Genomic DNA, 25,122 nt, shown 5'->3' on the forward strand with positions numbered 1-25,122 from the left:
TTCGATTGCTCCGTAACCGCCCTTTTGGACGCTCATAACGGCGGTTACGGAGCAATCGACGGGGGTGTCCTAGTTGGAGGGGAAGTTGTAGGAGGCGCCGGAGGCGTGGTGGGTTTCGGGCCAGCGGGAAGTGACCACCTTGCCGCGGGTGTAGAAGCTGACGCCTTCGGGTCCATAGATGTGCTTGTCGCCGAAGAGGGAGGCTTTCCAGCCGCCGAAGGAGTGGTAGGCCACCGGCACCGGCAGGGGGACGTTGATGCCGATCATGCCCACCGTCACGGAACGCTGGAACTTACGGGCGGCCGCGCCGGAGGAGGTGAAGATAGCGGTGCCGTTGCCGTAGGGGTTGGCGTTGATCAGCGTCATGCCGTCCTCAAGGGTGTCGACGCGGACCACCACCAGGACGGGTCCGAAGATTTCTTCTTTGTAGGCGGTCATTTCGGTCTTGACGTGGTCCAGGACGGTGGGACCCACCCAGAAGCCGTTTTCGTGGCCAGGCACCACCAGGTCGCGGCCGTCCACCACCATGGCGGCGCCGGCAGTTTCAGCTTCGGTAACGATCCGGAGGATGCGTTCCTTGGAGGCGGGGGTGATGACCGGGCCCATTTCGGCGCCGGGTTCGGTGCCGTTGTTGACCTGGACGGCTTCGGCGCGTTCCTGGACCTTGGCGACCAGGGCGTCAGCGGCGTCTCCGACGGCGACGGCGACCGAGATGGCCATGCAGCGTTCCCCGGCGGAGCCGAACGCGGCGGCCGCGAGGTGGTCGGCGGCGTTGTCCAGGTCGGCGTCGGGCAGGATGATCGCGTGGTTCTTCGCACCGCCCAGGGCCTGGACGCGCTTGCCGTGCTTGGTGGCGGTTTCGTGGACGTACTGGGCGATCGGGGTGGACCCAACAAAACTGATGCCGTCCACGTCCGGGTGGGTCAGCAGCCCGTCAACGGTTTCCTTGTCGCCGTGCAGGACCTGGAACACACCGTCCGGCAGCCCGGCTTCCTTCCACAGCTTGGCCAGCAGCAGCGAGGCGGAAGGGTCGCGTTCGGAGGGCTTGAGGATGAAGGCGTTGCCGGTGGCGATCGCCATCGGGGCCATCCACAGCGGCACCATGACCGGGAAGTTGAACGGCGTGATCCCGGCGACCACGCCGAGGGGCTCGCGGAAGGAGAAGACGTCGATGCCGGTGGAGACCTGGTCCGAGTAGTCGCCCTTGAGCAGGGTGGGGATGCCGCAGGCGTACTCGACCACTTCCAGGCCGCGGCCGATCTCGCCCTTGGCGTCGGAGAGGACCTTGCCGTGCTCGGCGGTGACCAGCTGGGCGAGCTCGTCCACGTGGGCGGCGACGAGTTCGCGGAACTTGAACAGCACCGCGGTGCGCTTGGCCAGGGAAATGTCACCCCAGGTGTCGGCGGCCTTGCGGGCGGCGGCGACGGCGGTGTCCAGGTCGGCGCGGTTGGCCAGGCGCAGTTCGCCGGTCACGGCGCCGGTGGCCGGGTTGTACACGTTCGTGGTGCGGTCGCCTTCGCCGGCGGTTTCGGCGCCGTTGATGAAATGGTTGATGACCGTTGTTTCGGTGGTGGTGGCAGTCATGGGACTCTTCCTTGAGTAGTGAGAAAGCGTGGTTAGCCGAGCAGTTTGCGCTGGCGTGACTTGTGATCGACGTAGGTCTGGAAGGCCTGTTTGGTGGAGTCCAGTTCGGAGACCTGGGAGACAGGGACGTCCCACCAGGATTCGGAGGACGGTGCGTCCAGGAGGGGGTCGGATTCGACGTGGATCAGGATCGGGCCACTGTTCTCGGGGGCGGCCTTCGCATCGCGGATGGCCTGCTCGAGTTCGGCGATGACCTTTTCCCCCGGTTCGATCCGGATGACCTTCACGCCCAAGGACTCGGCGTTCAGGGCCAGGTCCACGGGCAGGGTCTCGCCCTCGTCGAAGCTGTGCTGCTCCTCGTTCAGGGCCCGGTACTGGGTACCGAACCGTTGCGAACCCAGGGATTCGGACAGCGAGCCGATGGAGGCATAACCGTGGTTCTGGATCAGGACCACGATCAGCTTGATGCGTTCGGCGACGGCGGTGACCAGTTCGGTGTGCATCATCAGGTAGGAGCCGTCCCCCACCATCACGACGACGTCCCGCACCTGGCCACCCGGCCCGCCTGCCGCCGTCGTACTGGCTGCTTCGGCGATTGCTGCACGCTTGACGCCCAAGCCGCCGGGGATCTCGTAGCCCATGCAGGAGTAGGCATATTCGACGTGGTAGCCGAACGGGTCCCGGACCCGCCACATCTTGTGCAGGTCCCCGGGCAGGGACCCGGCGGCGCAGATGACCACGTCGCGGGCGTCCATGGCCCGGTTGGTGGCGCCGATGATCTCATTCTGTGCCGGCAGAGGGGTGTAGCGGGTGTCGAAGGCTTCGTCCACCGTGGCGTTCCAGCGCTTCTTCTCCGCGGCGATCTTCTGTATCAGGTCCGCCCCGACGCGGTAGCCGCCCAACGCGGCGTTGAGCTTGACCAGGGCCTTGCGGGCATCGGCGACGATCGGCAGCGTGGTGCCGTGCTTGTAGGCGTCGATCGGGGCGACGTTGATGTTCACGAACCTCACGTCGGGGTTCTGGAACGCGGTCCGGGACGCGGTGGTGAAGTCCTCGTAGCGGGTGCCGATTCCGATGATCAGGTCCGCCTCGGCAGCGATGGCGTTGGCCGCCGTCGTGCCGGTGGAGCCGATGGCACCGAGGGAGAACTGGTGGTCCCACGGCAGGACGCCGACGCCCGCCTGGGTGTTGCCCACCGGGATTCCGGTCAGCTCGGCGAACTTCGCCAGTTCGTCATTGGCGTAGGCGTAGAGGACGCCGCCGCCGGCGATGATCAGCGGGCGCTTCGCGGCCCGGATGGCTGCGGCGGCGCGGGCGATGTCCTCGTCGTCGGCGTCGGGGCGGCGGATCCGCCACTCACGCTCGGCCAGGAACTCGGCCGGGACGTCGAAGGCCTCGGCCTGGACGTCCTGCGGCAGGGAAATGGTCACCGCGCCGGTCTCGGCCGGGTCCGTGAGGACGCGCAGGCCGTGGTGGAACGCCGAGAACAACTGCTCGGGCCGGTTCACCCGGTCGAAGAACTTGGACAGCGGCCGGAACGCGTCATTGACCGTGATGTCGTAGGCGTACGGCTGCTCGAGCTGTTGCAGGACAGGGTCGGCGGCGCGGGTGGCGAACGTGTCGGACGGCAGCAGCAGCACCGGGAGCCGGTTGGTGGTGGCCAGCGCGGCACCGGTGAGCAGGTTGGAGGAACCCGGGCCGATGGAGGTGCTGATGGCGTAGGTCTGGCGGCGGCGGGTGTGCCGGGCGTAACCGACTGCCTGGTGGACCTGGGCCTGCTCGTTGCGGCCCTGGTAGTACGGCATCAGTGCCGGGTCCAGTTGCTGGTACTGCTTCAGCGCCTGGCCCACGCCGGCCACGTTGCCGTGCCCGAAGATCCCGAACGTGCCCGGGATGAGCCGCTCACGGTAGTCAACCCCGCCCACCGTGTCCACGGTGTACTGCCGGGAAAGGTATTCGACGACGGCCTGCGCCACCGTCATTCTGCGCGTTCCTGTTGGTGTGCCCATGGCTAGTTCTCCGGGAGTTCTGTGGTGTGGTGCAGGAGGGAGGCTGCCGCGGCAACGGCGCCGGCGACGTCCCCGTCCGCGGGGTAGAGCAGCGTCCGGCCGACCGTCAGGCCCTGGACCCCGGGGAGGGCCAGCGCGGCACCCCAGGTGGCGAAGACCTCGTCCTGGGACCCGTCCGGGTCACCGCCCAGCAGCACGGTGGGCATGGTGGTGGCGGCCATGACGCGTTCCATCTCCGCCACCACGGGAAGCTTCATCCAGGTGTAGGCGCTGGTGGATCCCAGGCCCTCGGCGATGGCGATGGACTTGATGACGGCATTGGGAGAAAGGTCGTTGCGGACCCGGCCGTTCTCGCGGACCGACAGGAACGGCTCCACCATGGCGATCAGCTTGCGTTCCGCCAGCGAGTCGATGGCCCTGGCGGTCGCTTCCAGGGTCACTACGGTGTCCGGGTCGCCCAGGCAGATACGGGTCAGCATCTTGCCGCCGTCCGCACCAAGGGCCGCCAAAGCGGCGGCGGTGTGGCCGGTGAACCGGTCATCGAACTCGTTGACCAGGCCGGACAGCCCGCCGCGGTTCATCGATCCGAACACCAGCTTCCCGTCCAGGGCGCCCAGCAGGAGCAGGTCGTCCATGATGTCCGGGGAGGCCAGGACACCGTCGACGGCCGGGTTGGCCAGGGCGATCTGCAGCCGGTCCAGCAGCTGGCGCCGGTCCGCCATGGCCACCGGATCGCTGCCGACAGCCAGGGCGCCGCGGGCGGGGTGGTCGGCGGCGACGATGAAGTTCTGCCGGCCGGCCTTCACGCCCGGGTGGCGGCGGCGGGACTTCGCCGCGCGGGCCACGGCGTCCGGGTCTTCGAGGCGGATGGTGCTCAGGTGCTCATAGCGGCGCGGATCATCATCCACGGCGTGGTTCGAGGCGAGGGGCGTGAGGGTCACAGTGCTGCTCCTTCGGGAATGGAAGCGCCGGAGACCGTACCGGGCACGGTACGTCCGCGTTCGGCCAGCAGCGAGGTGACCTCGCCGGGCGTCGGCATCGCGTCGGCGCAGGACAGGCGGGAGGCCACAATGGCACCGGCGGCGTTGGCGTAGTCCAGGACCTGCTCCAGCGGCCAGCCGGACAGCAGCCCGTGGCAGAACGCGCCACCGAACGAATCCCCGGCGCCGAGGCCGTTAAGGGTTTCAACCGGGACGGGGGCGGAGACCACGCGCTCGGTGCGCGTCTTGGCCATCACGCCTTCAGCGCCAAGCTTGACGACGGCGATTTCCACGCCGGCGGCCAGCAGCCGGTCCGCCTGCTCGTCAGGGGTTCCTTCCCCTACGGCGACGGCGCATTCCTTGTCATTGCCGATCGCGACGGTGACGTGCGGGAGGATCCTGGCCACTTCTGCGCGGGCTTCCTCTTCGGACGCCCAGAACATGGGACGGTAGTCCAGGTCCAGGACAGTGAACTGCCCCTCGGCCAGTTCGGTGCGGGGCCGGGCCTGGTGCGCGGCGATGTGCGCGGACCGGGAAGGTTCCTGGCACAGGCCGGTCACCGTGGACCAGAAGATGCCGGCCCCGCGGATGGCATCCAGGTCCAGCTCTTCAGACTTGATCTGCAGGTCCGGAGCGGTGGGGAAACGGCCGTAGAAGTACAGCGGGAACTCGTCCGTGGCGGGCTTGATCGCGCAGAATGTCACCGGTGTCTGCAGGCCGGCGACCGGCGTGACGAAGGTGTCGTCGACGTTGAACTTGTGCAGTTCCCGGTGGAGGTAGGTGCCGAATGCATCGTCCCCGGTGCGGGTAATGACGCCGGCCCGGCGGCCGTGCCGGGCAGCGGCGACGGCGACGTTGGACGGTGAACCGCCAAGGTATTTGCCGAAGGAGCTGACGTCCTCCAGGCCAACCCCGATGTCGTTCGGGTAGATATCAACGCTGATGCGCCCGATCGTAAGAAGCTCGTGGGTCACGGGAATCGTGGACCTTTCTGGTGTGGAACTCGGATCCTTTGAGGAGCAGGAGTTCCGGGACTGGCAGGCCGTGGCGTGGGCCACAGGGACTACTTTGCCCTAGATCGAATGTCCTGTCAAAGGTTTGTACTGACATACTTACAACAAGCGTTTAGAAAGGCCCCGACCCCAGCAGGGCACGCCCGCGCTACCTTCGGGGAACTGCCAACTCCCCGGTCACGTACTGGGCGCGGCCAAACCCGAAGGACCAGTCGCCGGCAGTGTTCTCGACATAGCCAATGAAGACGTCCTCGCCGGCGACCCCCACTTCGGCAAGCTTTTCGGCCACCGCGGCAAAGAGCCGCTGCTTGGCCTCCTGGGATCGGCCGCCCTGGGTGAAAATCTGGATCATCACCACTCCCCCGGTGCGTTCGAAGCCCAGCCCCGCGTCCTGGGCGAAGATCTGGCCCTGCGGGTGTTCGGTGAGGATGTGGAAGTAGTCCCGCTCCGGGATGCCATACTCCGCGAGAATCGCATCGTGGATGCCGCGGCTCAGCTGCTGCAGCTCATCGGCGGTGCGGCCTTCGTTGACGTCAATGCGAACCAGTGGCATGAAGCTTCTCCTCTAATAGTTTGTACTGACATACTAACAAGGACAATTTTGGCTACGCAAGACCCCCTTGCGCAGGCGATAAGAGCGGTCTTAGTATTAGTCAACCAATAGGTTGATAAAGGCAGAGGTTGATTATGCGAAAGGCGGGAATGGTGGCGGATGACGACGCGGCTTTGGATGTGGCTTTCCTTGCCCTGGCTGACCCCGTCCGTCGACGCATCATTGCCCGGCTGAGCCGTGGTCCGGCCACCGTCAATGACTTGGCCGAACCCTTCGAGATTTCCAAGCAGGCAGTTTCGAAGCACATCCAGGTACTCGAGCAGGCGAATCTGGTTACCCGCAGCAGGGACGCCCAGCGCCGGCCCGTCCACCTGAACCCCGCACGGCTGGAGGCTCTCACCGCCTGGATCGACCAGTACAGGCTGGTCCGGGAAGGGCAGTTCCGCGGCCTCGATGCGGTGCTTGAATCCAGCGCCGGGCACACGGCGCCTAAGGCTAAGGACAGGAAATGACCAACCAACTGAAGATCACGGCCCCCGAGGGACTCCCCTACATCGACTTCGAGCGGGAGTTCGACTTTCCGGTGGCGGACGTGTTCCGGGCCCACAAGGACCCGGAACTGGTGGCCCAATGGCTGGGTCCGCGGGGCATGAAGATGGAAATGGACCACTACGACTTCCGTACCGGCGGAAGTTACCGGTACATCCATACGGGTCCGGAGGGGGTGCCGTACGAGTTCCGTGGCATTTTCCACACTGTGCGCGAGAACGAGTTCGCCCTGCAGACCTTCGAGTTCGGCGGTTATCCGGACTCGGTCAGCCTGGAGTCCATGACATTTGAGGAGCTCGACGGCGGCCGGTGCAGGCTGCGGGGCCACGCCATGTACCAGAGCATGGAGGCGCGTGACGGCATGCTGCACTCAGGCATGGAGGGCGGCATGTCCGAAGGCTACGAGCGGCTGGACGAACTGTTGGCGGGCGTCTCTGTCTGACGCAGGTCGAGGGCCTCGTCCAGTACGCGGCCAAGATTGGCGGCATCATGGGCGAAGCGGCCCAGGAAGAGTCCGTCCGCGGCCGGCAGCCGGGGAAGCAGCCCGGGCCCGGCGCTGCCGCCGTAGATCAGCGGGCAGGCCGGGCCCAGGGCTGCCCGGATCTGCGCCAGGACGGCGTTGACGTGCTGCGGCGGGGCGGGCTCTTGCGCACCGATGGCCCAGACCGGTTCGTAGGCCAGGACCAGGCCGTTCAGCAGGGTGGGGTCACCGTCCGTGGCGGCACGGACCTGCCCTACGCAGAAGGCGGCGGCAGTCCCGGCGTCGAGCCTGTCCGGTTCGCCGATGCAGAGCAGCGGGGTGAGGGAATGTTCGACGGCGGCACGCACCTTGCGTGCCACCACGGCGTCGTCCTCCGCGAAAAGTTTGCGGCGTTCGGCATGGCCAATCTCGACGAGTGAGACGCCAAGTTCGGCCAGCATGCCGGGGCTGACTTCACCGGTCAACGGCCCGTCGCCCCAGGCGCAGTTCTGCGCGCCGAGGAGTACCGGCGACCCCGCCAGGATTCGCGCGGCGGGCTCCAGGACCGGGAAGGACGGAATGACGAAGACCCGGACCGGGGACTCCCCGGCGGAATCCATGCCCAGTCCGGGCCTGTCATCGACGATGGAACGCACCTCCGACAGCCAGCGCAGGCTTTCCTGGTAGCCCAGGTACATCTTGGTGCTGACACCAATGTAGAGGGGGCCCGTGCCTGTGCTGCTGCCGGAGGTGCTCATGGTTTCCTTGCGTGGATGGTGTGGTGCGCTCAGTCGAGCAGGTCGTCGGCCTTGTTCTTGAACCGCCTCGTGGCGAACATCATTGCGGCCGCCACGAACGGCAGGACCCCTAGGGCATAGACGCCCATGGAGCCCGTTGGTGACTGGGTGGCCTCGTTGACTGCGGTCCGCAGGATGGGTGCCACGAAGCCGCCCAAGTTGCCGAGGGAGTTGATCAACCCGATGCCTGCCGCGGCAGCAGACCCGGCGAGGAACGCGGTGGGGTACGACCACACCACGGGGCCAACGGCCAGGAAGCTGCAGACTGCCAGGGTAATGAAGATCATGCCCAGCACCGGCTGGTGGTTGGTCCCCGCCCACGCCGAGCCAAAGATGCACAGGCCGGTGGAGATGAACAGGATGGTGCCGAACTTGCGCCGCTTGGCCACGGTATCTGCGGCCTTGCCGATGAAGTAGCAGGAGAAGATGCCGAAGAACCATGGGACGGCGATCAGCAGGCCGACGGCGAGTCCCACCTTCTGCCCGGTCAGCGAGGATACCTGCTGCGGCAGGAAGAACGTCACGCCGTACACGGCGATCTGCAGGCAGAAGTAGATGACGGTGAAGTACCAGACGCGGCCATTGCGCATGGCGGCGAGAATGCCGCGGGGCCCGGTCTCGTCCTTGATGGTGTCCTCCAGCGCCATGACCTCCTTCAGGGCGTACTTTTCCTCAGGGTTGAGGAACTTGGCCTTCTCCGGGCCGTTGATCAGGAAGAAGAAGGCAGCAATGCCCGCCAGGACAGCCAGCATGCCCTCGACGAAGAACATGACCTGCCAGCCGCTCAGGCCCGGCACCTGGTCGCCAATGTTGATCAGCCAGCCGGACAACGGGTTGCCGATCATCTGGGAGAACGGCTGGGCCAGGTAGAAGATGGCGAACATCTGGACGCGCACCTTGTTGGGGAACCATTCGGCGAGGTACATGATGACGCCGGGGAACAGCCCGGCCTCGGTGACGCCCAGGAGGAAACGCAGGATCACGAACGAGGTCTCGCCCTGCACGAACGCGAAGCAGGCGGAGACGATGCCCCAGGTGATGGCGATGCGCGCCAGCCAGATCTTGGCACCGACCTTCTTGAGGAGAAGGTTGCTGGGGATTTCGAAGATGGCGTAGCCAATGAAGAAGATACCGGCGCCGAGGGCGAAGGCCGCGGCGGACACCCCCTTGTCCGCCCCCAGGGCCGCCTCGGCGAAGCCGACGTTGGTGCGGTCCAGGAAGGAAACGACGTAGAGGATGACCAGCATCGGCATGAGCCGGCGGGCCGCCTTGGAAATCGCGGACTTCAGGACCGGACGGGCCAGGAGTTCCTTGGATGTTGCGGTGGTTTCTGACACAACACTCTCCTTCGAGTGGTGACGTTGGTGGTCCCCCGCAGGCCGGCGGCCTGCGGGGCTTGTGGCATCCGGGGCGGATGCCGTCAGTGCATGTACAGGCCGCCGTCGACGTTCAGCGTCTGGCCGGAAATGTAGCCGGCGTCCTCACCGATGAGGAAGGAAATGGCCGCCGCGATGTCGCGGGTGGTGCCCACCCGGTTCACTACCAGGTCCTTGACGAGTTCATCCTTGCGTTCCTCGCTGAGGGTGCCGCCCATGATGTCGGTGTCGATCGGACCGGGTGAGATGGCATTGACCGTGATGTCGTACTCGCCCAGTTCGCGGGCGGTGGCGCGGGTCAGGCCGATGACGCCGGCCTTCGCCACGGAGTACGGGGTTTTGCTGAAGGTTCCGCCGCCGCGCTGCGCGGAGACGGAGGAGATGTTGACGATCCGTCCCACCCGGTTCCTGGCCATCGATTCGGCAGCGCGGCGGGTGGCGTAGTGGACGCCGTTCATGTTGATGTTCACTACGCGGTCCCACTCGGCGCTGTCCAGCTCCAGGTAGGGAACCGGGGAGCTGACGCCCGCGATGTTTGCCAGTGCAACCAGCTGGGGAAGCTCGGCTTCGATCTCGTCGATGGCGGCACGCACCGAGGCTTCGTCGCCGATGTTGGCGCCGGCGCCGTGGGCTTTGACGCCGTGCTTTTCGGCCAGTTCCCTGGCCAGGTCCTTGCTGGCGGCGTCGTCAAGGTCGATCACGCCGATGTTCCAGCCGCGCTCGGCAAGGTAGTCCGCGGTGGCGCGGCCGATGCCGCGTTCAGAGACTGCGCCGGTAACGATCACCGTGCGCTCTACGGGGAAAACTGTCATGGAAGGTTCCTTCTGGTTGAGGGAAAGCAGGGCTAGGACAGCGGGGCCGGCCCCAGGTCCTCGATGAGCTTCTGCATGGCGACGTAGGCCTTGTTCCGGTAGGCAACCAGGGCGGCGGTGCGCTCTGCCGGGACATCAAGGAAGCCGGAGCCGGTCTTGGTGCCCAGCTGGCCGGCGTCGACCTTTTCCTGGAGGATCTGCGGGGTGGCGAACCGCTCGGGGAAGCCGGTCTGCAGTGACTTGTAGCAGAAGGCGTACACATCCAGGCCTGCCATGTCGGCGATGGCGAAGGGGCCGAAGAACGGCAGGCGGAAGCCGAAGGTGGTGCGGACCAGGGTGTCCACGTCCTCGGCGGTGGCGATGCCTTCCTCCACCACCTGCGCGGCTTCGTGGAAGAGGGCGTACTGGAGCCGGTTCAGCACGAAGCCGGTGACGTCCTTGACGGTGGCGGTTTCCTTGCCGGTCTCCCCCACGATGGTGCGGGCGGCCTGGACGGTTGCCCCGGAGGTCCCCTCGTGCGGGATGACTTCCACGCCGGGGATGAAGGGTGCCGGGTTGGAGAAGTGGACGCCCAGGAAGCGCTCCGGGTTGTCCACCACTTCGGCGAGCTTGGCGATGGAGATGGTGGAGGTGTTGGAGCCGATAATGGCGTCCCGCCGGGCGGCGGCACTGATCCGGCCCAGGGTGGCGTGCTTGATCTCGAGGACTTCCGGCACGGCCTCCTCGATGTATTCGGCGTCCGCTACGGCTTCTTCGATGTCCTTGGCTGCCCAGAGGTTTTCCTTGAGCAGGTCCGTGGCGTTGGCCGGGAAGAGCCCGGCCGCCACGAATTCGTCGGATTCCTTCAGCAGCCGTTCGTAGTTGCTTTGGGCGATTTCGGCGGAGACGTCAGCGAGTGCTACGCGGGCTCCGGCAAGTGCCAGGACCTGGGCGATTCCGCCGCCCATGTAGCCGGAGCCGATGACGGCGATGTTACGGGTGCTCATGTGGTTTCAAGTCCTTCCGACGCGCCCTCATAGGAGCAGATGGCGTCTACTTTGGCCGCGGATGCGGAGTTTTCATCGAAGCGATAGTTGAGCCACTCGCCCACCAGCTTCTTGGCCAGTTCCAGGCCGATGACACGTTGGCCCATGGTGAGGACCTGCGCGTTGTTGGACAGCACGGAGCGTTCGACGGAGTAGCTGTCGTGCGCGGTGACGGCCCGGATGCCCGGCACCTTGTTGGCGGAGATGGCGACCCCCAGGCCGGTTCCGCAGATCAGCAGGGCGCGGTCCGCTTCGCCGGCGGCCACCTTGCGGGCGGCGGCGACGGCCAGGTGGGGGTAGGCGGTGGTGTCGTCGGCGCCGACTCCCACGTCCTCCACCGAGGCGACGCGGGGGTCCGCCTCCAGCAGTTCGCGCAGGGCATTCTTGTATTCGACGCCGGCTTCGTCATTGCCGACGACGATGCGCCAGCCTGGCTGGGATTGCTCAGTCATAAGGGTTCTCCTTTAGTGGCTTTCGATGGTGGCGGCGTAATCGGCCATCCTGCGGGCGATGAGGCCGAAGGACACAGCACCGGGGTCGGGGTGGCCCAGGCTCTTTTCGGCCAGGGGCCGGGCACGGCCCTTCTTCGGGCTGAGCCCGGCGGTCTCGTCAGCGGCTTTTGCTGCCGCCTCCGCTGCTGCACGGAGGCTCCCGGCCAGGCTGCCGCCGTCGTCTATTGCCCGGTTGAAGGTCTCGGCGAACGGAAGCAGCGCGTCCACCATGGTCTTGTCCCCGGCTTCGGCCTTGCCCAGGGTGATGATGGCATCGCGGAGGGCGTTGACCGCGGCGGCTGCGTCTGCCGCGGTGTAGGAGTCCTTGCTGCCAAGGGTCCTGCCGACGGCGGTGACGGCAGCGCCCCAGAGGGCCCCGGAGGTTCCGCCGGCGCGTTCGGCCCACTGCTCCCCCGCTGCGGTGAGGAGTTCCTCGAGCCCCGCGCCGGCCGCGTGGGACTTCTCGGCGGCGGCCACGGCGGCATCAACGCCGCGGCGCATGCCGATGCCGTGGTCGCCGTCCCCGGCGATGGCGTCCAGTTTCCCAAGCGCATCCTCATGTTCGACGACGACGGACCGGGCTTCCTTCAGCGCGCCCACCGCCGTGGCGGCCAGGGCAGTCGACGCCGGGGTGGTGGCCAGCGCCGGCGCCGTTCCCGCCTCGGCGAGGGACTCCACGGACCGGGCACGGCGCGGGGCCAGGTTGCCTTTGCGGAAGGCGGGGGTGTCGGCCGGCGCGGCCCAGAATTTCTCCAGTTCCGCGTCCAGCCAGAACAGCGTCAGGGACAGTCCGGACATGTCCAGGCTGGTTACCAGTTCGCCGCACTCCGGCTCCACGATCTCCAGTCCGGCCCCTGTCAGCAGCGCCTCGATCTTGCCGAACAGCAGGAAGAGTTCGTCGTATTTGACCGTTCCCAGGCCGTTCAGGATCGGCACCACTCGGGTGCCTGCTTCTTCCGGCTTGTCCTTCAGCAGGCCCTCCACCAGGAGCTTCGCCAGCTCGCTCGCGGTAGGAAGCGGCTGCTCGGAGATGCCCGGTTCACCATGGATGCCGAGCCCCACGGACATCATGCCGTCGGGCACGGTGAACAGAGGTTCGGCTGCTCCGGGCAGGGTGCAGCCGGCAAAGGCAACGCCGAGCGAGCGGGTGTGGTGGTTGGCCTTGATGGCGAGGCGCTCCACCTCGTCCAGGTCCAGGCCGGCTTCCGCTGCCGCGCCGGCCACCTTGAAGACTGTCAGGTCCCCGGCGATGCCACGGCGCTTGGCGATTTCTTCCAGCGGAGCGCTGGCGATGTCATCGGTGACCAGGACGGTCCGGGTTTCGATGCCTTCGGCGTTCAGTTTGTCCTGGGCCTGGCCGAAGTGGAGGACGTCCCCGGCGTAGTTTCCGTAGCTGAGCAGGACTCCCCCGCCGGCCTGGGATGCCTTGGCCACGCGGTACACCTGCCCCGCGGAGGGGGAGGCAAACATGTTGCCGCAGGCGCTCCCGGCCGCCAGCCCGGCCCCCACCAGGCCGGCGAAGGCCGGGTAGTGGCCCGATCCCCCGCCGATGACCAGTGCCACCTGGCCGGCGGGTGATTCGGTGGAGCGGACAACGCCGCCGTCAACGCGCGCAACGTACTGGCGGTTGGCGGCCACGAAGCCGTCGAGGGCGTCGTCTGCGAACTGCGCTGGATCGTCAAATATCTTTGTCATGATTCCTCGTTGAACCGGTTGTCTCGGTTGGGGTGCCTGCCGGCTAGCGTGCGGGGACTGCCGCCGGAGTTTGCCGGCCCTGGGCCACCAGGCTGGTGCCCAGGGCGTAGCCGTCCCGCTTGGGCAGGACCTGCCGGCGCAGGTAGTCCTGGTTGGCGGCGGTGACGCTCAGTCCGTCGCCACCGTAGTGCTCGGTGCAGATGATGCCCTGGAAGCCGACGGAGATGGCGAACTGGAAGGCCTCGCGGTAGCTGATGAGGCCCGATTCCATGGGGGCCGGCATGGCGACGTACTGGTTCCGGGCCTGGTTTTCATCGCGGATGTAGTTCTTGACGTGCCAGTAGTTGGAGTACGGCAGGGTCTTGTGCACCAGTTCGCGCCAGTCCTCGATGGGGCGGTGCAGCCGGATCAGGTTGCCCAGGTCCGGGTTCAGCCCCACGTTGGGCAGGTCGATGTCCTGGACCAGCTGCACGGAGGAATCGCCGGTGCCCAGGTAGGTGTCCTCGTACATTTCCAGGGACACCAGGAGGCCAAGTTCGGCGGCGTGCTTGCCCACTTCCCGGATGCGGGTGACGGCGTTGTTCCAGCTTTCCTTGTCACCCACCGGGTCCTTGTGGCCCTCGACGGTCCAGAACCACAGCTGCTTCCGCTGCTCGGGGGTGATGGCCTGGTGGAGCCCGATCGAGACAACCTCGCAGCCAAGCTGTGCTGCGGCTTCGAGGGTGCGGTGGGTGTAGGCCAGGTTGTCTTCCCAGTTGCCTTCCTCGATCACGCTGCGGCGGATGGCGGAGATGGAGGGAAGTCCAAGGCCGGCGGCCGTGGCGGCGGCCTTCAGTTCGTCCAGCCGGGCGCTGGAGAGGTCGCCGGGGCGGACCCAGCTGTCGGTGAGGTCGGCGTTGGTGAAACCGGCGTCGGCCACTTCCTCGAAGACCTGCTGCCAGTCGCTGGCGGGGGCATCCTGGACGGTGGTTCCGTCGGGCCTGGTTCCGGGGAACTGCAGCAGGGCGGCGGCGATGGGCCAGTTTTCAGCGGTGTACGGCATTGTCACTCCAGATCATAAATCGCATTTCCTATAGGATCTACGCTGCTTGTGGATCCTGTCAAGGGTTTATTGGTGGACTCCCCGGGGTGGAGTCGAGGATGAGGGGCCCTGCCGGCCCCTGGGCGTGCTGCTAGCTGCGCACTTCGCTATCGTGCTGCGAGCGCTGCTTGACGCCCTCGATGTGGTCGATCATTTTTTGCCGGGCGAGTTCGGCGTCGCCGGCTTCAAAGGCTTTGAGAATCTCGGTATGTTCGGCGATGGCGTAGTCGGCGTCGGTGACGCCGAGGCCCCCGAAGAAGCGGAAACGCTGCACCTGGCCGCCCAGGGCGTTGTAGGCGGACAGCAGGAACTGGTTGTCCGCCGACTCGGCAATGAGCCGGTGGAAGCGTTCGTCCGCTTCCCAGTAGGCCCGGAACTCGGCAAAGGACGGGCCGCGCGGCGCGGCCTTCAGGTCCTCGATGGCCTGCTGGAGCTGCCCGGTCAGTTCCTCGTCTGCGTGCTTGCAGGCCATGAAGGCGTTGGCCGGTTCGATCACCAGCCGGGCGTCCATCAGGTCCGCCAGCTCTTCCGGAGAAAACAGCGGGGCTACCCGGTAGCCCCGCAGCGCCATCCTCCGGACCATGCCGGTGGCTTCCAGCCGGGCAAGCGCCTCCCTCACAGGCGTCGGCGAGACATCCAGCTCCCTGGCCATCCCGTCAATACTGACCGGCGTGCCTGCTTCCAGCCGGCCGTCCATGAGGGCAACCAAAAGCGCCTCGTAGACGTGGTCCGCGAGGACCTGCCTGCTCACCCCGCCGGTGGCCTGGTTCTTGGTTGCCATGTAGAAATCCTATAGCCGCTGCAGGGGCGGGACGTTGCGGATAAGGCGTCCCGGCCTCGGCGCCGTGCGGCCGGCGGGCCGTACGGCACCGTGCGCCGGGGTGCCAGGAAAAGAGGAGCGTCAGGAAACCTGCAGGCCGCCGTTGATGTCATAGGTCGCGGCCGTGATGTAGCCGGCATCCTCGCTGAGGAGGAACGCGATCAGGGCAGCCACTTCCTCACGGGTTCCTACCCGGCCCATCATGATCCCTTCAGACATCTGGGCCTTGCGCTCGTCACTCAGCGTTCCACCCATGATGTCCGTGTCGATCGGGCCGGGCGCGATGGCGTTCACCGTGACGTTGTGCCCGCCCACTTCGCGGGCCAGCGCACGGGTGAACCCGAGGATGCCGGCCTTGGAAGCACTGTAGGCGACCTTGGAGTAGGTACCTCCGCCGCGCTGGGCGGAGATGGAGGAGATGCTGACGATCCGCCCGAGTTCCCGCTCAATCATGCCCTTGAGGACGCGCTGGGACACCACGAAGGTGCCACGCATGTTGATGGCGAAGACCTTGTCCCATTCCGCCACGGTGGTTTCCATGAAGGGCGTGGGGGAACTGATTCCGGCCAGGTTGACCAGTCCCACGATGGGCGGCAGGGACTGCTCGATTTCCGTAATGGCCCGGTCCACCGAGGCCTCGTCCGAGACGTCGGCGCCCACGCCGATCGCCTTGACGGCACGGCTGGAGCCGATTTCCGCCGCTGCCGCCTTGGCGTCCTCGGCGTTGATGTCCAGGACGGCGATGGACCAGCCCTGGCTGGCCAGCCGGTCTGCGGTGGCCCGGCCAATGCCCCGGGCCGATGCTGCCCCGGTCAGGACCGCGGTGCGTTCTGCGGGGAATGCGTGCTCTGTAGTCATGGCTGTTTCCTAGTGGGTCTTGGTGGCAGGAACGGTGGCTCCGGGCGCGGAGACACCTTCCGGCCGGTTGCGTGCGTAAAGGTAGGTGGCGACGGCGGTCACGGCGAGGCAGGCGGCCAGGAACACCAGGCCGGTCTGGGAGTTTCCGGTGGCGTCCTTGAGGATGCCCACGATGTAGGGGGCCACGAAGCCGCCCAGGTTGCCGAGCGAGTTGACCATGGCCAGTCCGGCGGCCGCGGCGGCGCCGGTGAGGGCGGCGGACGGCATGGCCAGGAAGGGCGCGATCGCGGAGTAGATGCCCATGGCTGCCAGGGTCAGGAAGACCATGGCGAGTACGGCGTTGACGGGGAGCAGGAAGCCGGCTCCCAGGAGGCCGACGGCGGCAAGCACCATGCTGACGCTGGCGTGCCAGACGCGGTTGCCTGTACGGTCCGACCTCTTGCTCCAGAAGTAGACGAACACCGCTGCGATGGCGTACGGGATGAAGACAATGAACCCCACCTGCGTTGAGTCGAACTTGCCCAGCGCCTTGACGATGGTGGGCAGCCAGAGTCCCAGGCCGTAGATGCCGCAGACCAGGCCGAAATACAGCGCCGAGTAGGCAATGGTGCGGGGGTCCTTCAGGCCGGCGAGGAAGTTGTGGTTTCCGGCCTTCTGCTTGTCCGCCAACTCCGCAGCCATGGTGGTGGAGAGCCATTCACGCTCTTCGGGCTTGAGCCACTTGGCGTGTTCGGGGCGGTCCGTCATGACGAACGGCGTGATGATGCCCAGGATGATGGCCGGGATGCCTTCGAGGATGTAGAGCCACTGCCAGCCGTGCAGGCCGGCCACCCCTTCCAGGTTCAGGAGCATGCCGGATACCGGGGCGCCGAGGGCGTTGGAGATGGGCTGGGCGAGGATGAAGATGCCCAGCACGGTCACGCGCTGCGCTGCCGGGAACCACAGCGTCAGGTAAAACAGGATCGCCGGGAAGAAGCCGGCCTCTGCCGCACCGAGGAGGAAGCGGATGACGTAGAAGGTCGCTTCACCGTTCACCAGGAACATGGCGGTGGCGAAGATGCCCCAGCTGATCAGGATGCGGGCGATCCATTTGCGGGCGCCGAAGCGGTACATGCCGCCGTTCGATGGGATCTCCAGCAGGGCGTAGCCCAGGAAGAAGATGCCGGCGCCCAGGCCGTAGGCAGCCTCGGTCAGGCCGATGTCGCCCTGCATGCCGAGCTTGGCGAAGCCCACATTGTTCCGGTCCAGGTAGGCGATGAAGTAAAGAAGGACGATTAGGGGCATCAGCCGCCGGCGGACCTTGCGGAGGGTGGTCTCGCCCAGTTGGCTGAGTGCGGGGGCAGTGGCACGGGAGGTCATCGCAGGCCTCCGGTGGTGGTGTGGGGACCCTCAAAAGGGGAATGCGCGCGCATGAAGACTCCTTTGGCTGGCGGCATTTTCGGGGGTGACATCAGATGTCTGATGTCTGACTGAGATTCTAGTCACAGGTAAATGTGGCCGTCAACACCAGGCGCGCGGCAGTCCGCTCCATGGATCTGAATCGAGTGTTCCCCCGGCAGGGGCTGCGCCGGAGGGGTTCCTAGCGGGCCGTCGTTCCGGTCCGGCTGGACATGGCGAGGAACTGCTCGTAGTCCTCAAAGGTCTGGGTGATGTGGGCATCCATGGTGGAGCGGGCCGTGGCGGGGTCGCCGGCGGCAATGGCGGCAAGGACCATCTTGTGGTGGTGGATGGCGTGGCGCTGCACGTCCGGGAAGGCTGAAGTTTCCCTGCGCATGGCGTACAGCAGGGTGGAGAGCTGCCCCAGCAGGGCGGGCACGAACGGGTTTCCGGAGGCGCGCAGCACGGTGTCGTGGAAGGCGATGTCGGCTACGGTCAGCGCGTCCACGTCCCCGGCCTGGTGTGCCGCTTCCATTTGCTTCACACTGTCCTGCAGGGCGGTGAGATCGGCAGGCCGGTGGCGGGAGGCAGCGAGCTCGGCCGCTCCGGTCTCCACCATGCGGCGCACTTCCAGCAGGCGCAGCGCCACCTGGTCGGAGGCCACTCCCCTGGACGCTGCGCGCATGATGGCGTCCAGCCCGGTCCAGCGCTCCGGCGGGTTGACGAAGGTGCCCAGGCCACGCTTGACGTAGACAACGTCCTGCGCTTTGAGCACCTTCATGGCTTCCCGGGCCGTCAGCCTGCTGACACCGGATTCCTTGGCGATGTCGGCCTCAGGCGGCAGGGCGTCGTCGGCCTTTATTTCCCCGCTGATGATGTGCTCGAGGACCTTGTCCACGACGGCGTCGACCAGGGTGGGTCGTTTTTCTGCCATCGGTAATCCCCTGCCTGCGCGCCCGGGGCGCCCTGTTTTTCCTGTCCCAACATTACTCGACGGGGTTGGGCAAGCGCCGCCCGCCGCCGTCGCCATTCGTTAAACAACGAACGCGGGGCCACCCGCAGGTCCGTCCCATGACTGGAAACGGACCGAGGGTGGCCCCGCGTCGTGACGTGCTGCCTACAGGGCGGCGTAGACCTCGCGGAGCAGCTTGGCGGTCTCGGACGGCGTCTTGCCGACCTTCACGCCGGCAGCCTCGAGGGCTTCCTTCTTGGCCTGTGCGGTGCCTGCGGAGCCGGAGACGATGGCGCCGGCGTGGCCCATGGTCTTGCCCTCCGGGGCGGTGAAGCCGGCAACGTAGCCGACGACCGGCTTGGTGACGTTGGCCTTGATGAAGTCGGCTGCGCGCTCTTCAGCGTCGCCGCCGATCTCGCCGATCATGACGATGGCCTTGGTCTCGGGGTCAGCCTCGAACGCGGCCAGGGCGTCGATGTGCGTGGTGCCGATGATGGGGTCGCCGCCGATGCCGATGGCGGTGGAGAAGCCCAGGTCGCGCAGTTCGTACATCATCTGGTAAGTCAGCGTGCCGGACTTGGAAACCAGGCCGATGGGGCCCTTGCCGGTGATGTTGGCCGGGGTGATGCCAACCAGCGCTTCGCCGGGGGTGATGATGCCGGGGCAGTTCGGGCCGATGATGCGGGTGACCTGGTTGCCGTCGGCGTCCACCTTGGACTGGGCCAGGGCCCAGAATTCGGCGGAGTCCTGGACGGGAACGCCTTCGGTGATGACGACGACCAGGCCGATGCCGGCCTCGATGGCTTCGACGACGGCGTTCTTGGTGAATGCCGGCGGAACGAAGACGATGGAGACGTCGGCGCCGGTTTCAGCCATGGCATCCTTGACGGTGCCGTAGACGTTGATCTCCTTCTCGCCGTGCAGGACCGTGGTGCCGGCCTTGCGGGCGTTGACGCCGCCAACAATGTTGGTGCCGGCCTTGAGCATCAGGGCGGTGTGCTTGGTGCCTTCGCCGCCGGTGATGCCCTGGACGATGACCTTGGAGTCTTTGTTCAGATAGATAGACATGGTGCGTCCCTTTACTTCGCTGCGTTGGCGAGCTCGGCGGCCTTGTCGGCGCCCTCGTCCATGGTGGCGGCCAGGGTAACCAGCGGGTGGTTGGCCTCGTTGAGGATGCGGCGGCCTTCCTCGACGTTGTTGCCGTCGAGGCGGACTACCAGCGGCTTGTTGGCAGTGTGGCCCAGTTCGGCCAGTGCGCCGACGATGCCCTTGGCGACGGCGTCGCATGCGGTGATGCCGCCGAAGACGTTGACGAACACGGACTTGACCTGCTCGTCGCCCAGGATGACGTCCAGGCCGGCGGCCATGACCTCGGCCGAGGCTCCACCGCCGATGTCCAGGAAGTTGGCGGGCTTGACGTTGCCGTGGTTTTCACCGGCGTAGGCAACGACGTCCAGGGTGGACATGACCAGGCCTGCACCGTTGCCGATGATGCCCACTTCGCCGTCGAGCTTGACGTAGTTGAGGTCCTGCGCCTTTGCCTTGGCCTCCAGCGGGTCGGCAGCGTCCTTGTCCTCGAGCTGCGCGTGCTTCGCGTGGCGGAAGTCGGCGTTCTCGTCCAGGGAGACCTTGCCGTCCAGTGCCACGATGTCGCCGGCGCCGGTCTTGACCAGCGGGTTGACCTCCACCAGGGTGGCGTCTTCCTTCTTGAAGACATCCCAGAGCTTGAGGATCACGGCGGCGACCTTGCCGCGCAGTTCCTCGGCGAAGCCTGCGGCTGCGACGATTTCGTCGGCCTTGGCCTGGTCGATGCCCACAGCGGGATCGATGGCGATCTTGGCCAGCGCTTCGGGACGTTCGACGGCGAGCTGTTCGATCTCCATGCCGCCTTCAACCGAGCACATGGCAAGGTAGTTGCGGTTGGCGCGGTCCAGCAGGACGGAGAAGTAGAACTCCTCGGCGATGTCTGCACCCTGGGCGATCATCACCTTTTTGACGGTGTGGCCCTTGATGTCCATGCCCAGGATGTTGGTGGCGTGCTCAAACGCCTCATCAGCGGACTTTGCGACCTTGACGCCGCCGGCCTTTCCGCGGCCGCCTACCTTGACCTGTGCCTTGACAACGGTAACGCCGCCGATCTTTTCGGCAGCTGCCTTTGCTTCTTCTGGTGTGTACGCCACGATGCCGGCAAGCACGGGTACACCGTGCGCCTCGAACATATCGCGCGCCTGGTATTCAAACAGGTCCACGGTTTAGTGTCCTTCTACGTCGAAGTAGTTTCTGTACAGTCGGACACCATCTGTACGACGATGACCGGGCTGCGGATTGCACGCACCGGCGGCCTGTCTGGAAACGAGCCACGCGGCGTAATGCTCCACTGGGAACTCTAGTCCTTTGGAGGGACCGGGCCGTCCCAGACTACCCCTTATGTGAGTAAGCACACTATTCTATGGACGGTAGAAAAACCGCGGATTTACGGGGTTTTTTGGCCCTCGGGCTGCGGCGGCTGGCTGGTTTTGGCCGGCCCCTGAATCAGCTCGTAACGTTTGGGCGAAACGAAGAATCCGACGCCGGCAGAGACGTTTCCGCATGCCACACCGCGGTTGTACGCGGAGCAGCGCAGCCCGTTGCGTTCCAGGTTCTGCCCGTCCGCCAGTACAGGCAGCTGGGCCAGGGGCCCTGCCTTGCTCCCCTTGGGTCCGAAAGCGGCTTCCATGGATGTGACGCCGGAGCGGCATTCGCCGTAGCGGGCGGTGTCCGGCGTGAGGAGGGCCACGCCGCCCAGGTAGCCCAAATGGGTTCCGGCGCAGTCGCCCTTGGTGTCGCCTGGCTGGAGCGCCGGATAGGTGGCGAGCTCGCAGTGGGCTACCGGCACAATGGGCAGCTTGTTGTTGGCGGCGTCGCTGTAGCGGTTCTGCTCGTAGGGCAGGTTCAGGTGTTCCCCGCGGGCGGACGTGAGCGAGCACGCGACCGTCCGGTCGGCGGTGATGAAAGAGAGGACGTCGTCGCCGCTGGAGAATGTCTTCGCATCAGCCAGCGGTGCCTTTTCCAGCTGCTCCATGGGTTGCAGCGGAGCCGGCGGAACGTAGGCAGGGTCTTTGGTGGTCACCGTGCAGCCTGTGGCAATGATAAGGAAAAGGGCGGCGAGCATCCCCCATACAGTCCGTCGCATGGCCTCCATTATGCCCGGGCTGGGGCGCTCATCAGGCGTCGAGTTTGGTGAGCGGGGCGTAGCGCAGGAGCAGGCGCTTTTCGCCGACGTCGAACTTTACCTTCGCCACGGTCTTGTCTCCGGCTCCTTCAAGGGCCAGGACCGTTCCGTTGCCGAAGCTGGTGTGGTTGACCTTGTCCCCCACACTGACGGCAATGATCTCCTTTTGCGGCTGCACCCTGTTCTTGGCGATGAAAGCCGGGACGTCGGCGTTGAAGCCGGCCGATGAGTCTGCGGCGGCTCCCCGGGAGGTGCCGGCCCCCCAGAAGGACCCGCTGTACCGGCCCGAACCAATCGAACCGCCGCCCGCCCACGACTGCCGGCTGGTTCCCTCCCGTTTCCATTCCAGGAGCTCTGCGGGGATTTCCTCGAGGAACTGGCTGGCGGGGTTGTACTGGCTCTGGCCCCACATGCTGCGTACCTCGGACCTGGTCACGTACAGCCGCTTCCGGGCACGGGTGAGCCCCACGTAGGCCAGCCGGCGTTCCTCGGCGAGCTCCTTGGGGTCGGTGGCTGAGCGCTGGTGCGGGAAGAGCCCGTGTTCCATGCCGGTCAGGAATACCACCGGGAACTCCAGGCCCTTGGCCGTGTGCAGGGTCATCAGCGTCACCACGCCCAGCCGTTTGGCCTCGGCCACGGCGGCGTCAATGTCCGCGCCGGGGGCATCCGGGATCTGGTCGGCGTCTGCCACGAGGGACACCTGTTCCAGGAAGGCGCCCAGGCTGCCCTCCGGATTCTCCTGTTCGTACTCGCGCACCACGGCCACGAGTTCGGCGAGGTTTTCCACCCGGGACTCGTCCTGCGGATCGGTGCTGGAGCGCAGCGCGGCGAGGTAGCCGGTCTGTTCAAGGACCGCTTCGAGTGCCGCGGCAGCCCCGGACCCGGCGGCCACCTCGGCGAGGTCGTCCAGCATTTTCACGAAGCCCAGGACGGCGTTGACAGAACGGGTGGCCATGCCCGGAGCCTGGTCCGCGCGGCGGGCGGCCGCCATGAAGGACGTGCGTTCGCGGCTGGCGAGGGCCGCCACGGCGCCTTCGGCACGGTCGCCGATGCCCCGCTTGGGTTCGTTCAGCACCCGGCGGAGGTTGACGTCGTCGTCCGGGTTTACCAGGACGCGCAGGTAGGCCAGGGCGTCCTTGATTTCCTTGCGCTCGTAGAAGCGGGTGCCGCCCACCACCTTGTAGGGCAGGCCCACGCGCACCAGCACGTCCTCGATGGAGCGGGACTGGGCGTTGGTGCGGTAGAAGACGGCGACGTCGCCCGGGCGGAGGTTCTCCTCGTCTTGGAGCCGGTCGATCTCCTTGGCGATGAACTGCGCTTCGTCGTGTTCATTTTCGCCAACGTAGCCGATGATTTTGTGGCCTTCGCCTTCGGCGGTCCACAGCCGTTTCTCCGGCCTGTTGGGGTTGCGCGAGATCACCGAGTTGGCGGCGCTCAGGATGTTCTGGGTGGAGCGGTAGTTCTGCTCCAGCTTGATGGTCCGCGCCTCGGGGTAGTCCTTTTCGAACTCCACGATGTTCCGGATGTCTGCGCCGCGGAAGGCGTAGATGGACTGGTCCGAGTCGCCCACAACGGTAAGCTCCGACGCGCCGGGGCCCTCGCCCACGATCTCCCTGACCAGCGCGTACTGGGCGTGGTTGGTGTCCTGGTACTCGTCCACCAGGACGTGGCGGAACCGGCGGCGGTAGGACTCTGCCAAGGCCGGGAAGGCGCGGAACATGTAGACGGTCTCGGCGATGAGGTCGTCGAAGTCCATGGCATTGGCCTGCCTGAGGCGCTGCGTGTAGCCCTTGTAGACGTCCGCCACCGCGTGTTCGAAGGGGTCGTTGTAGTTGGCTTCCGAGGCAAAGGAGTCGGCGTCGATGAGCTCATTCTTCAGCGCGGATATCTTGTGCTGGATGGCCTTGGGCGCAAACTTCTTGGGGTCCAGGTCAAGGGATTTGGAAACCTGGGTTACCAGGCGAAGGGAGTCGGCGGAGTCGTAAATGGAGAAGTTGGATTTCAGGCCGACGTTCGCCGCTTCCTGCCGCAGGATCCGGACGCAGGACGAGTGGAACGTGGAGATCCACATGATCTTGGCGCGTCCGCCCACCAGCGCCTCAATGCGCTCCCGCATTTCCGCGGCCGCCTTGTTGGTGAACGTAATGGCCAGGATTTCGCCGTGGTGCGCGCGGCCGGTGGCGATCAGGTAGGCAATCCGGTTACTGAGCACGCGGGTCTTGCCCGAGCCCGCTCCGGCGACGATCAGCAGCGCCGATCCGCCGTGCTTGACCGCTTCCTCCTGCTGCGGGTTCAGCCCTTCCAGCAATTGGGCAGCATCCGGGCGGCGCCTGCCATGGTGGCCGTCGTCGTGCCGGTCCCCGGCGTTCCCGTTGGACTGTTGCCAGCCGCCTGGGCGGTGAAAACCGCCCTCCTGCAGACCCGGCGTTCCGCCCGGCCCTGCCGTGGTGGCAACGCCCTCAGGCTCCGTCCTGGTGCGGGCGGTGGAGGCGGGAGCGGCCTTGAACGGTCCGTCAGAGTACGGGTCAAACAACATATCCATGGTGCCTACAAGTCTAGGCGGTGGGACCGACAACGCCTTCCAGGCTGTGGATTACTCCCGCGGCGCGGGCGATTGCTTCAGGCCACCGAGCCTGACTCGAGGGCCGCACGCAACTCGCGGACCGCCGTCGTTCCTCCTGCGATGAACCACTCAAGCCCGTTGACCCGGACGGTGTCCACGGCCCCGCCGGCCGCAAGGACGATCGCCTTGCCCGGCAGCCAGTCCCATTCCGGGCAGCTGTGCTGGAACCAGCACCCTAGCTGCCCGTCGGCTACCCGGCCCAGGTCGCAGGAACCGGATCCGAGCATGCGGAGGGATGCCGCGGAGGTGGCCGCGGCGTGCCACGGCATGGCACACATCGGATCCATCAACCAGGTGGGGTGGATGTAGGTGGCTGCGCCGAGTTCGGCAACGCCGGTGGTGTTGCGCCTGCCTCCGTCCTCCGTGAATGCAGCCAGCAGATCGCCGTTGAGCGTCGCCCGCCGGTCATGCCCGCCAAGCCACAGCTTGTCCTCTTCAGACTGGAAGACGGCGCCCAGCAGCACATCGCGGCGGTCCTTGAGCGCGATGGCGGAGCACCAGTAGGTGGAGCCGTGCAGGAAGTTGTAGGTGCCGTCCACTGGGTCGATCACCCAGGTGCGGCCACTGGTTCCCTGGACGGAGGCGCCTTCCTCGCCCAGGATGCCGTCCTCCGGCCGGCAGCGCTGGAGCTGTTCCAGCACGTAAGCCTCCGCGGCGCGGTCCGCCGCGGTCACCACATCGGAGACGGAGGTCTTTTGTTCAGACTGCAGGCCGGCCATGCGCATGAGGAGCGCCAGCTGTCCGGCTTCACGGACCAGCGCCGAGGCCAGTTCGTAGTCGTCCAATGAGGGGTCAAGAACAGCTGCGCTGTGTCGGCCTGTGGTCATGGGTTCAGTTTATGGGGCGGGATAATGGT

General features: G+C 66.3%; 23 protein-coding genes. 2 read left to right on the top strand and 21 right to left on the bottom strand.

Annotated elements, in window-relative coordinates:
• Positions 1-69 precede the first annotated feature (69 nt).
• The 5 genes from AC1DIP_RS12610 to AC1DIP_RS12630 all read right to left on the bottom strand — a co-directional run bounded on the left by AC1DIP_RS12610 (position 70) and on the right by AC1DIP_RS12630 (position 6,139).
• Positions 70-1,584 (bottom strand): CoA-acylating methylmalonate-semialdehyde dehydrogenase, encoded by a 1,515-nt coding sequence (locus AC1DIP_RS12610; RefSeq protein ID WP_477733941.1) that lies wholly within the window; start codon positions 1,582-1,584, stop codon positions 70-72.
• 32 nt (positions 1,585-1,616) lie between these two features.
• A complete protein-coding gene (gene iolD / locus AC1DIP_RS12615) occupies positions 1,617-3,566 on the bottom strand; it encodes a 3D-(3,5/4)-trihydroxycyclohexane-1,2-dione acylhydrolase (decyclizing) (RefSeq protein WP_477733942.1) in 1,950 nt (649 codons plus the stop codon).
• Between the two features lie 29 nt (positions 3,567-3,595).
• On the bottom strand, positions 3,596-4,534 hold the full coding sequence (locus AC1DIP_RS12620; RefSeq protein ID WP_477733943.1) for a Cgl0159 family (beta/alpha)8-fold protein: 939 nt from the start codon (positions 4,532-4,534) through the stop codon (positions 3,596-3,598).
• Positions 4,531-5,547 carry a 5-dehydro-2-deoxygluconokinase gene (iolC, locus tag AC1DIP_RS12625; RefSeq protein WP_476209479.1) on the bottom strand — a complete coding sequence of 339 codons (1,017 nt, stop codon included), beginning with the start codon at positions 5,545-5,547 and terminating at the stop codon, positions 4,531-4,533. The genes AC1DIP_RS12620 and iolC overlap by 4 nt, the downstream gene beginning before the upstream one ends.
• A 187-nt stretch (positions 5,548-5,734) precedes the next feature.
• Positions 5,735-6,139 carry a tautomerase family protein gene (locus AC1DIP_RS12630; RefSeq protein WP_476209477.1) on the bottom strand — a complete coding sequence of 135 codons (405 nt, stop codon included), beginning with the start codon at positions 6,137-6,139 and terminating at the stop codon, positions 5,735-5,737.
• 149 nt (positions 6,140-6,288) lie between these two features.
• Between AC1DIP_RS12630 and AC1DIP_RS12635 the strand changes: the two genes are divergently transcribed.
• The gene (locus tag AC1DIP_RS12635; RefSeq protein ID WP_476211841.1) at positions 6,289-6,651 is read left to right on the top strand and encodes a metalloregulator ArsR/SmtB family transcription factor; all 363 of its coding nucleotides are present in this window, start codon (positions 6,289-6,291) and stop codon (positions 6,649-6,651) included.
• Positions 6,648-7,130, top strand: a complete 483-nt coding sequence (locus AC1DIP_RS12640; protein ID WP_476209475.1) for an SRPBCC domain-containing protein — start codon at positions 6,648-6,650, stop codon at positions 7,128-7,130. The genes AC1DIP_RS12635 and AC1DIP_RS12640 overlap by 4 nt, the downstream gene beginning before the upstream one ends.
• Here the strand turns inward: AC1DIP_RS12640 and AC1DIP_RS12645 are convergent.
• The 16 genes from AC1DIP_RS12645 to AC1DIP_RS12720 form a co-directional block, all read right to left on the bottom strand.
• Entirely contained in the window at positions 7,088-7,906 is an 819-nt protein-coding gene (locus AC1DIP_RS12645) for a triose-phosphate isomerase family protein (protein ID WP_477733944.1), read from the bottom strand. The genes AC1DIP_RS12640 and AC1DIP_RS12645 overlap by 43 nt on opposite strands.
• 29 nt (positions 7,907-7,935) lie before the next feature.
• The gene (locus tag AC1DIP_RS12650) at positions 7,936-9,282 is read right to left on the bottom strand and encodes an MFS transporter (RefSeq protein WP_476209471.1); all 1,347 of its coding nucleotides are present in this window, start codon (positions 9,280-9,282) and stop codon (positions 7,936-7,938) included.
• Positions 9,283-9,365: 83 nt separating this feature from the next.
• Positions 9,366-10,133, bottom strand: a complete 768-nt coding sequence (locus tag AC1DIP_RS12655) for an SDR family NAD(P)-dependent oxidoreductase (protein WP_477733945.1) — start codon at positions 10,131-10,133, stop codon at positions 9,366-9,368.
• A gap of 32 nt (positions 10,134-10,165) precedes the next feature.
• A complete protein-coding gene (locus AC1DIP_RS12660) occupies positions 10,166-11,119 on the bottom strand; it encodes a 3-hydroxyacyl-CoA dehydrogenase family protein (RefSeq protein WP_477733946.1) in 954 nt (317 codons plus the stop codon).
• Entirely contained in the window at positions 11,116-11,610 is a 495-nt protein-coding gene (locus tag AC1DIP_RS12665; RefSeq protein ID WP_224025091.1) for a ribose-5-phosphate isomerase, read from the bottom strand. Before AC1DIP_RS12665 ends, AC1DIP_RS12660 begins: the two co-directional genes overlap by 4 nt.
• A 12-nt stretch (positions 11,611-11,622) precedes the next feature.
• Complete coding sequence (locus AC1DIP_RS12670; protein ID WP_477733947.1) at positions 11,623-13,344, bottom strand: dihydroxyacetone kinase family protein; 1,722 nt, start codon at positions 13,342-13,344, stop codon at positions 11,623-11,625.
• A 43-nt stretch (positions 13,345-13,387) separates the two neighbouring features.
• Positions 13,388-14,386: a sugar phosphate isomerase/epimerase family protein gene (locus tag AC1DIP_RS12675; RefSeq protein ID WP_477733948.1), complete on the bottom strand. Its 999-nt coding sequence runs from the start codon at positions 14,384-14,386 to the stop codon at positions 13,388-13,390.
• A 130-nt stretch (positions 14,387-14,516) separates the two neighbouring features.
• A complete protein-coding gene (locus AC1DIP_RS12680; protein WP_477733949.1) occupies positions 14,517-15,206 on the bottom strand; it encodes a GntR family transcriptional regulator in 690 nt (229 codons plus the stop codon).
• Positions 15,207-15,326: 120 nt separating this feature from the next.
• Entirely contained in the window at positions 15,327-16,103 is a 777-nt protein-coding gene (locus AC1DIP_RS12685; protein WP_477733950.1) for an SDR family NAD(P)-dependent oxidoreductase, read from the bottom strand.
• Positions 16,104-16,112: 9 nt separating this feature from the next.
• A complete protein-coding gene (locus AC1DIP_RS12690; protein ID WP_476209457.1) occupies positions 16,113-17,462 on the bottom strand; it encodes an MFS transporter in 1,350 nt (449 codons plus the stop codon).
• A 220-nt stretch (positions 17,463-17,682) separates the two neighbouring features.
• The gene (locus tag AC1DIP_RS12695; protein ID WP_477733951.1) at positions 17,683-18,414 is read right to left on the bottom strand and encodes a FadR/GntR family transcriptional regulator; all 732 of its coding nucleotides are present in this window, start codon (positions 18,412-18,414) and stop codon (positions 17,683-17,685) included.
• Positions 18,415-18,597: 183 nt separating this feature from the next.
• On the bottom strand, positions 18,598-19,500 hold the full coding sequence (sucD, locus tag AC1DIP_RS12700) for a succinate--CoA ligase subunit alpha (protein ID WP_477733952.1): 903 nt from the start codon (positions 19,498-19,500) through the stop codon (positions 18,598-18,600).
• Positions 19,501-19,511: 11 nt separating this feature from the next.
• Positions 19,512-20,681 (bottom strand): ADP-forming succinate--CoA ligase subunit beta, encoded by a 1,170-nt coding sequence (gene sucC, locus AC1DIP_RS12705; protein WP_159632837.1) that lies wholly within the window; start codon positions 20,679-20,681, stop codon positions 19,512-19,514.
• Between the two features lie 224 nt (positions 20,682-20,905).
• Entirely contained in the window at positions 20,906-21,613 is a 708-nt protein-coding gene (locus AC1DIP_RS12710; protein WP_477733953.1) for a hypothetical protein, read from the bottom strand.
• A gap of 22 nt (positions 21,614-21,635) precedes the next feature.
• Complete coding sequence (pcrA, locus tag AC1DIP_RS12715) at positions 21,636-24,179, bottom strand: DNA helicase PcrA (protein ID WP_477733985.1); 2,544 nt, start codon at positions 24,177-24,179, stop codon at positions 21,636-21,638.
• 83 nt (positions 24,180-24,262) lie between these two features.
• Complete coding sequence (locus tag AC1DIP_RS12720; protein WP_477733954.1) at positions 24,263-25,093, bottom strand: inositol monophosphatase family protein; 831 nt, start codon at positions 25,091-25,093, stop codon at positions 24,263-24,265.
• Between the last annotated feature and the right edge of the window lie 29 nt (positions 25,094-25,122).

The organism is Pseudarthrobacter sp. 05T312, from assembly GCF_056396685.1.

Bases quoted from the DNA above. Each gene is read 5' to 3' on its own strand.
- iolD (WP_477733942.1), bottom strand. From the start codon at position 3,566: ATGACGGTGGCGCAGGCCGTCGTCGAATACCTTTCCCGGCAGTACACC.
- AC1DIP_RS12680 (WP_477733949.1), bottom strand. From the start codon at position 15,206: ATGGCAACCAAGAACCAGGCCACCGGCGGGGTGAGCAGGCAGGTCCTC.
- AC1DIP_RS12610 (WP_477733941.1), bottom strand. From the start codon at position 1,584: ATGACTGCCACCACCACCGAAACAACGGTCATCAACCATTTCATCAAC.
- AC1DIP_RS12670 (WP_477733947.1), bottom strand. From the start codon at position 13,344: ATGACAAAGATATTTGACGATCCAGCGCAGTTCGCAGACGACGCCCTC.
- AC1DIP_RS12635 (WP_476211841.1), top strand. From the start codon at position 6,289: ATGGTGGCGGATGACGACGCGGCTTTGGATGTGGCTTTCCTTGCCCTG.
- AC1DIP_RS12720 (WP_477733954.1), bottom strand. From the start codon at position 25,093: ATGACCACAGGCCGACACAGCGCAGCTGTTCTTGACCCCTCATTGGAC.
- AC1DIP_RS12655 (WP_477733945.1), bottom strand. From the start codon at position 10,133: ATGACAGTTTTCCCCGTAGAGCGCACGGTGATCGTTACCGGCGCAGTC.
- AC1DIP_RS12685 (WP_477733950.1), bottom strand. From the start codon at position 16,103: ATGACTACAGAGCACGCATTCCCCGCAGAACGCACCGCGGTCCTGACC.
- AC1DIP_RS12710 (WP_477733953.1), bottom strand. From the start codon at position 21,613: ATGGAGGCCATGCGACGGACTGTATGGGGGATGCTCGCCGCCCTTTTC.
- pcrA (WP_477733985.1), bottom strand. From the start codon at position 24,179: ATGTTGTTTGACCCGTACTCTGACGGACCGTTCAAGGCCGCTCCCGCC.
- AC1DIP_RS12675 (WP_477733948.1), bottom strand. From the start codon at position 14,386: ATGCCGTACACCGCTGAAAACTGGCCCATCGCCGCCGCCCTGCTGCAG.
- AC1DIP_RS12660 (WP_477733946.1), bottom strand. From the start codon at position 11,119: ATGAGCACCCGTAACATCGCCGTCATCGGCTCCGGCTACATGGGCGGC.
- AC1DIP_RS12645 (WP_477733944.1), bottom strand. From the start codon at position 7,906: ATGAGCACCTCCGGCAGCAGCACAGGCACGGGCCCCCTCTACATTGGT.
- AC1DIP_RS12640 (WP_476209475.1), top strand. From the start codon at position 6,648: ATGACCAACCAACTGAAGATCACGGCCCCCGAGGGACTCCCCTACATC.
- AC1DIP_RS12665 (WP_224025091.1), bottom strand. From the start codon at position 11,610: ATGACTGAGCAATCCCAGCCAGGCTGGCGCATCGTCGTCGGCAATGAC.
- AC1DIP_RS12690 (WP_476209457.1), bottom strand. From the start codon at position 17,462: ATGACCTCCCGTGCCACTGCCCCCGCACTCAGCCAACTGGGCGAGACC.
- AC1DIP_RS12630 (WP_476209477.1), bottom strand. From the start codon at position 6,139: ATGCCACTGGTTCGCATTGACGTCAACGAAGGCCGCACCGCCGATGAG.
- sucD (WP_477733952.1), bottom strand. From the start codon at position 19,500: ATGTCTATCTATCTGAACAAAGACTCCAAGGTCATCGTCCAGGGCATC.
- AC1DIP_RS12695 (WP_477733951.1), bottom strand. From the start codon at position 18,414: ATGGCAGAAAAACGACCCACCCTGGTCGACGCCGTCGTGGACAAGGTC.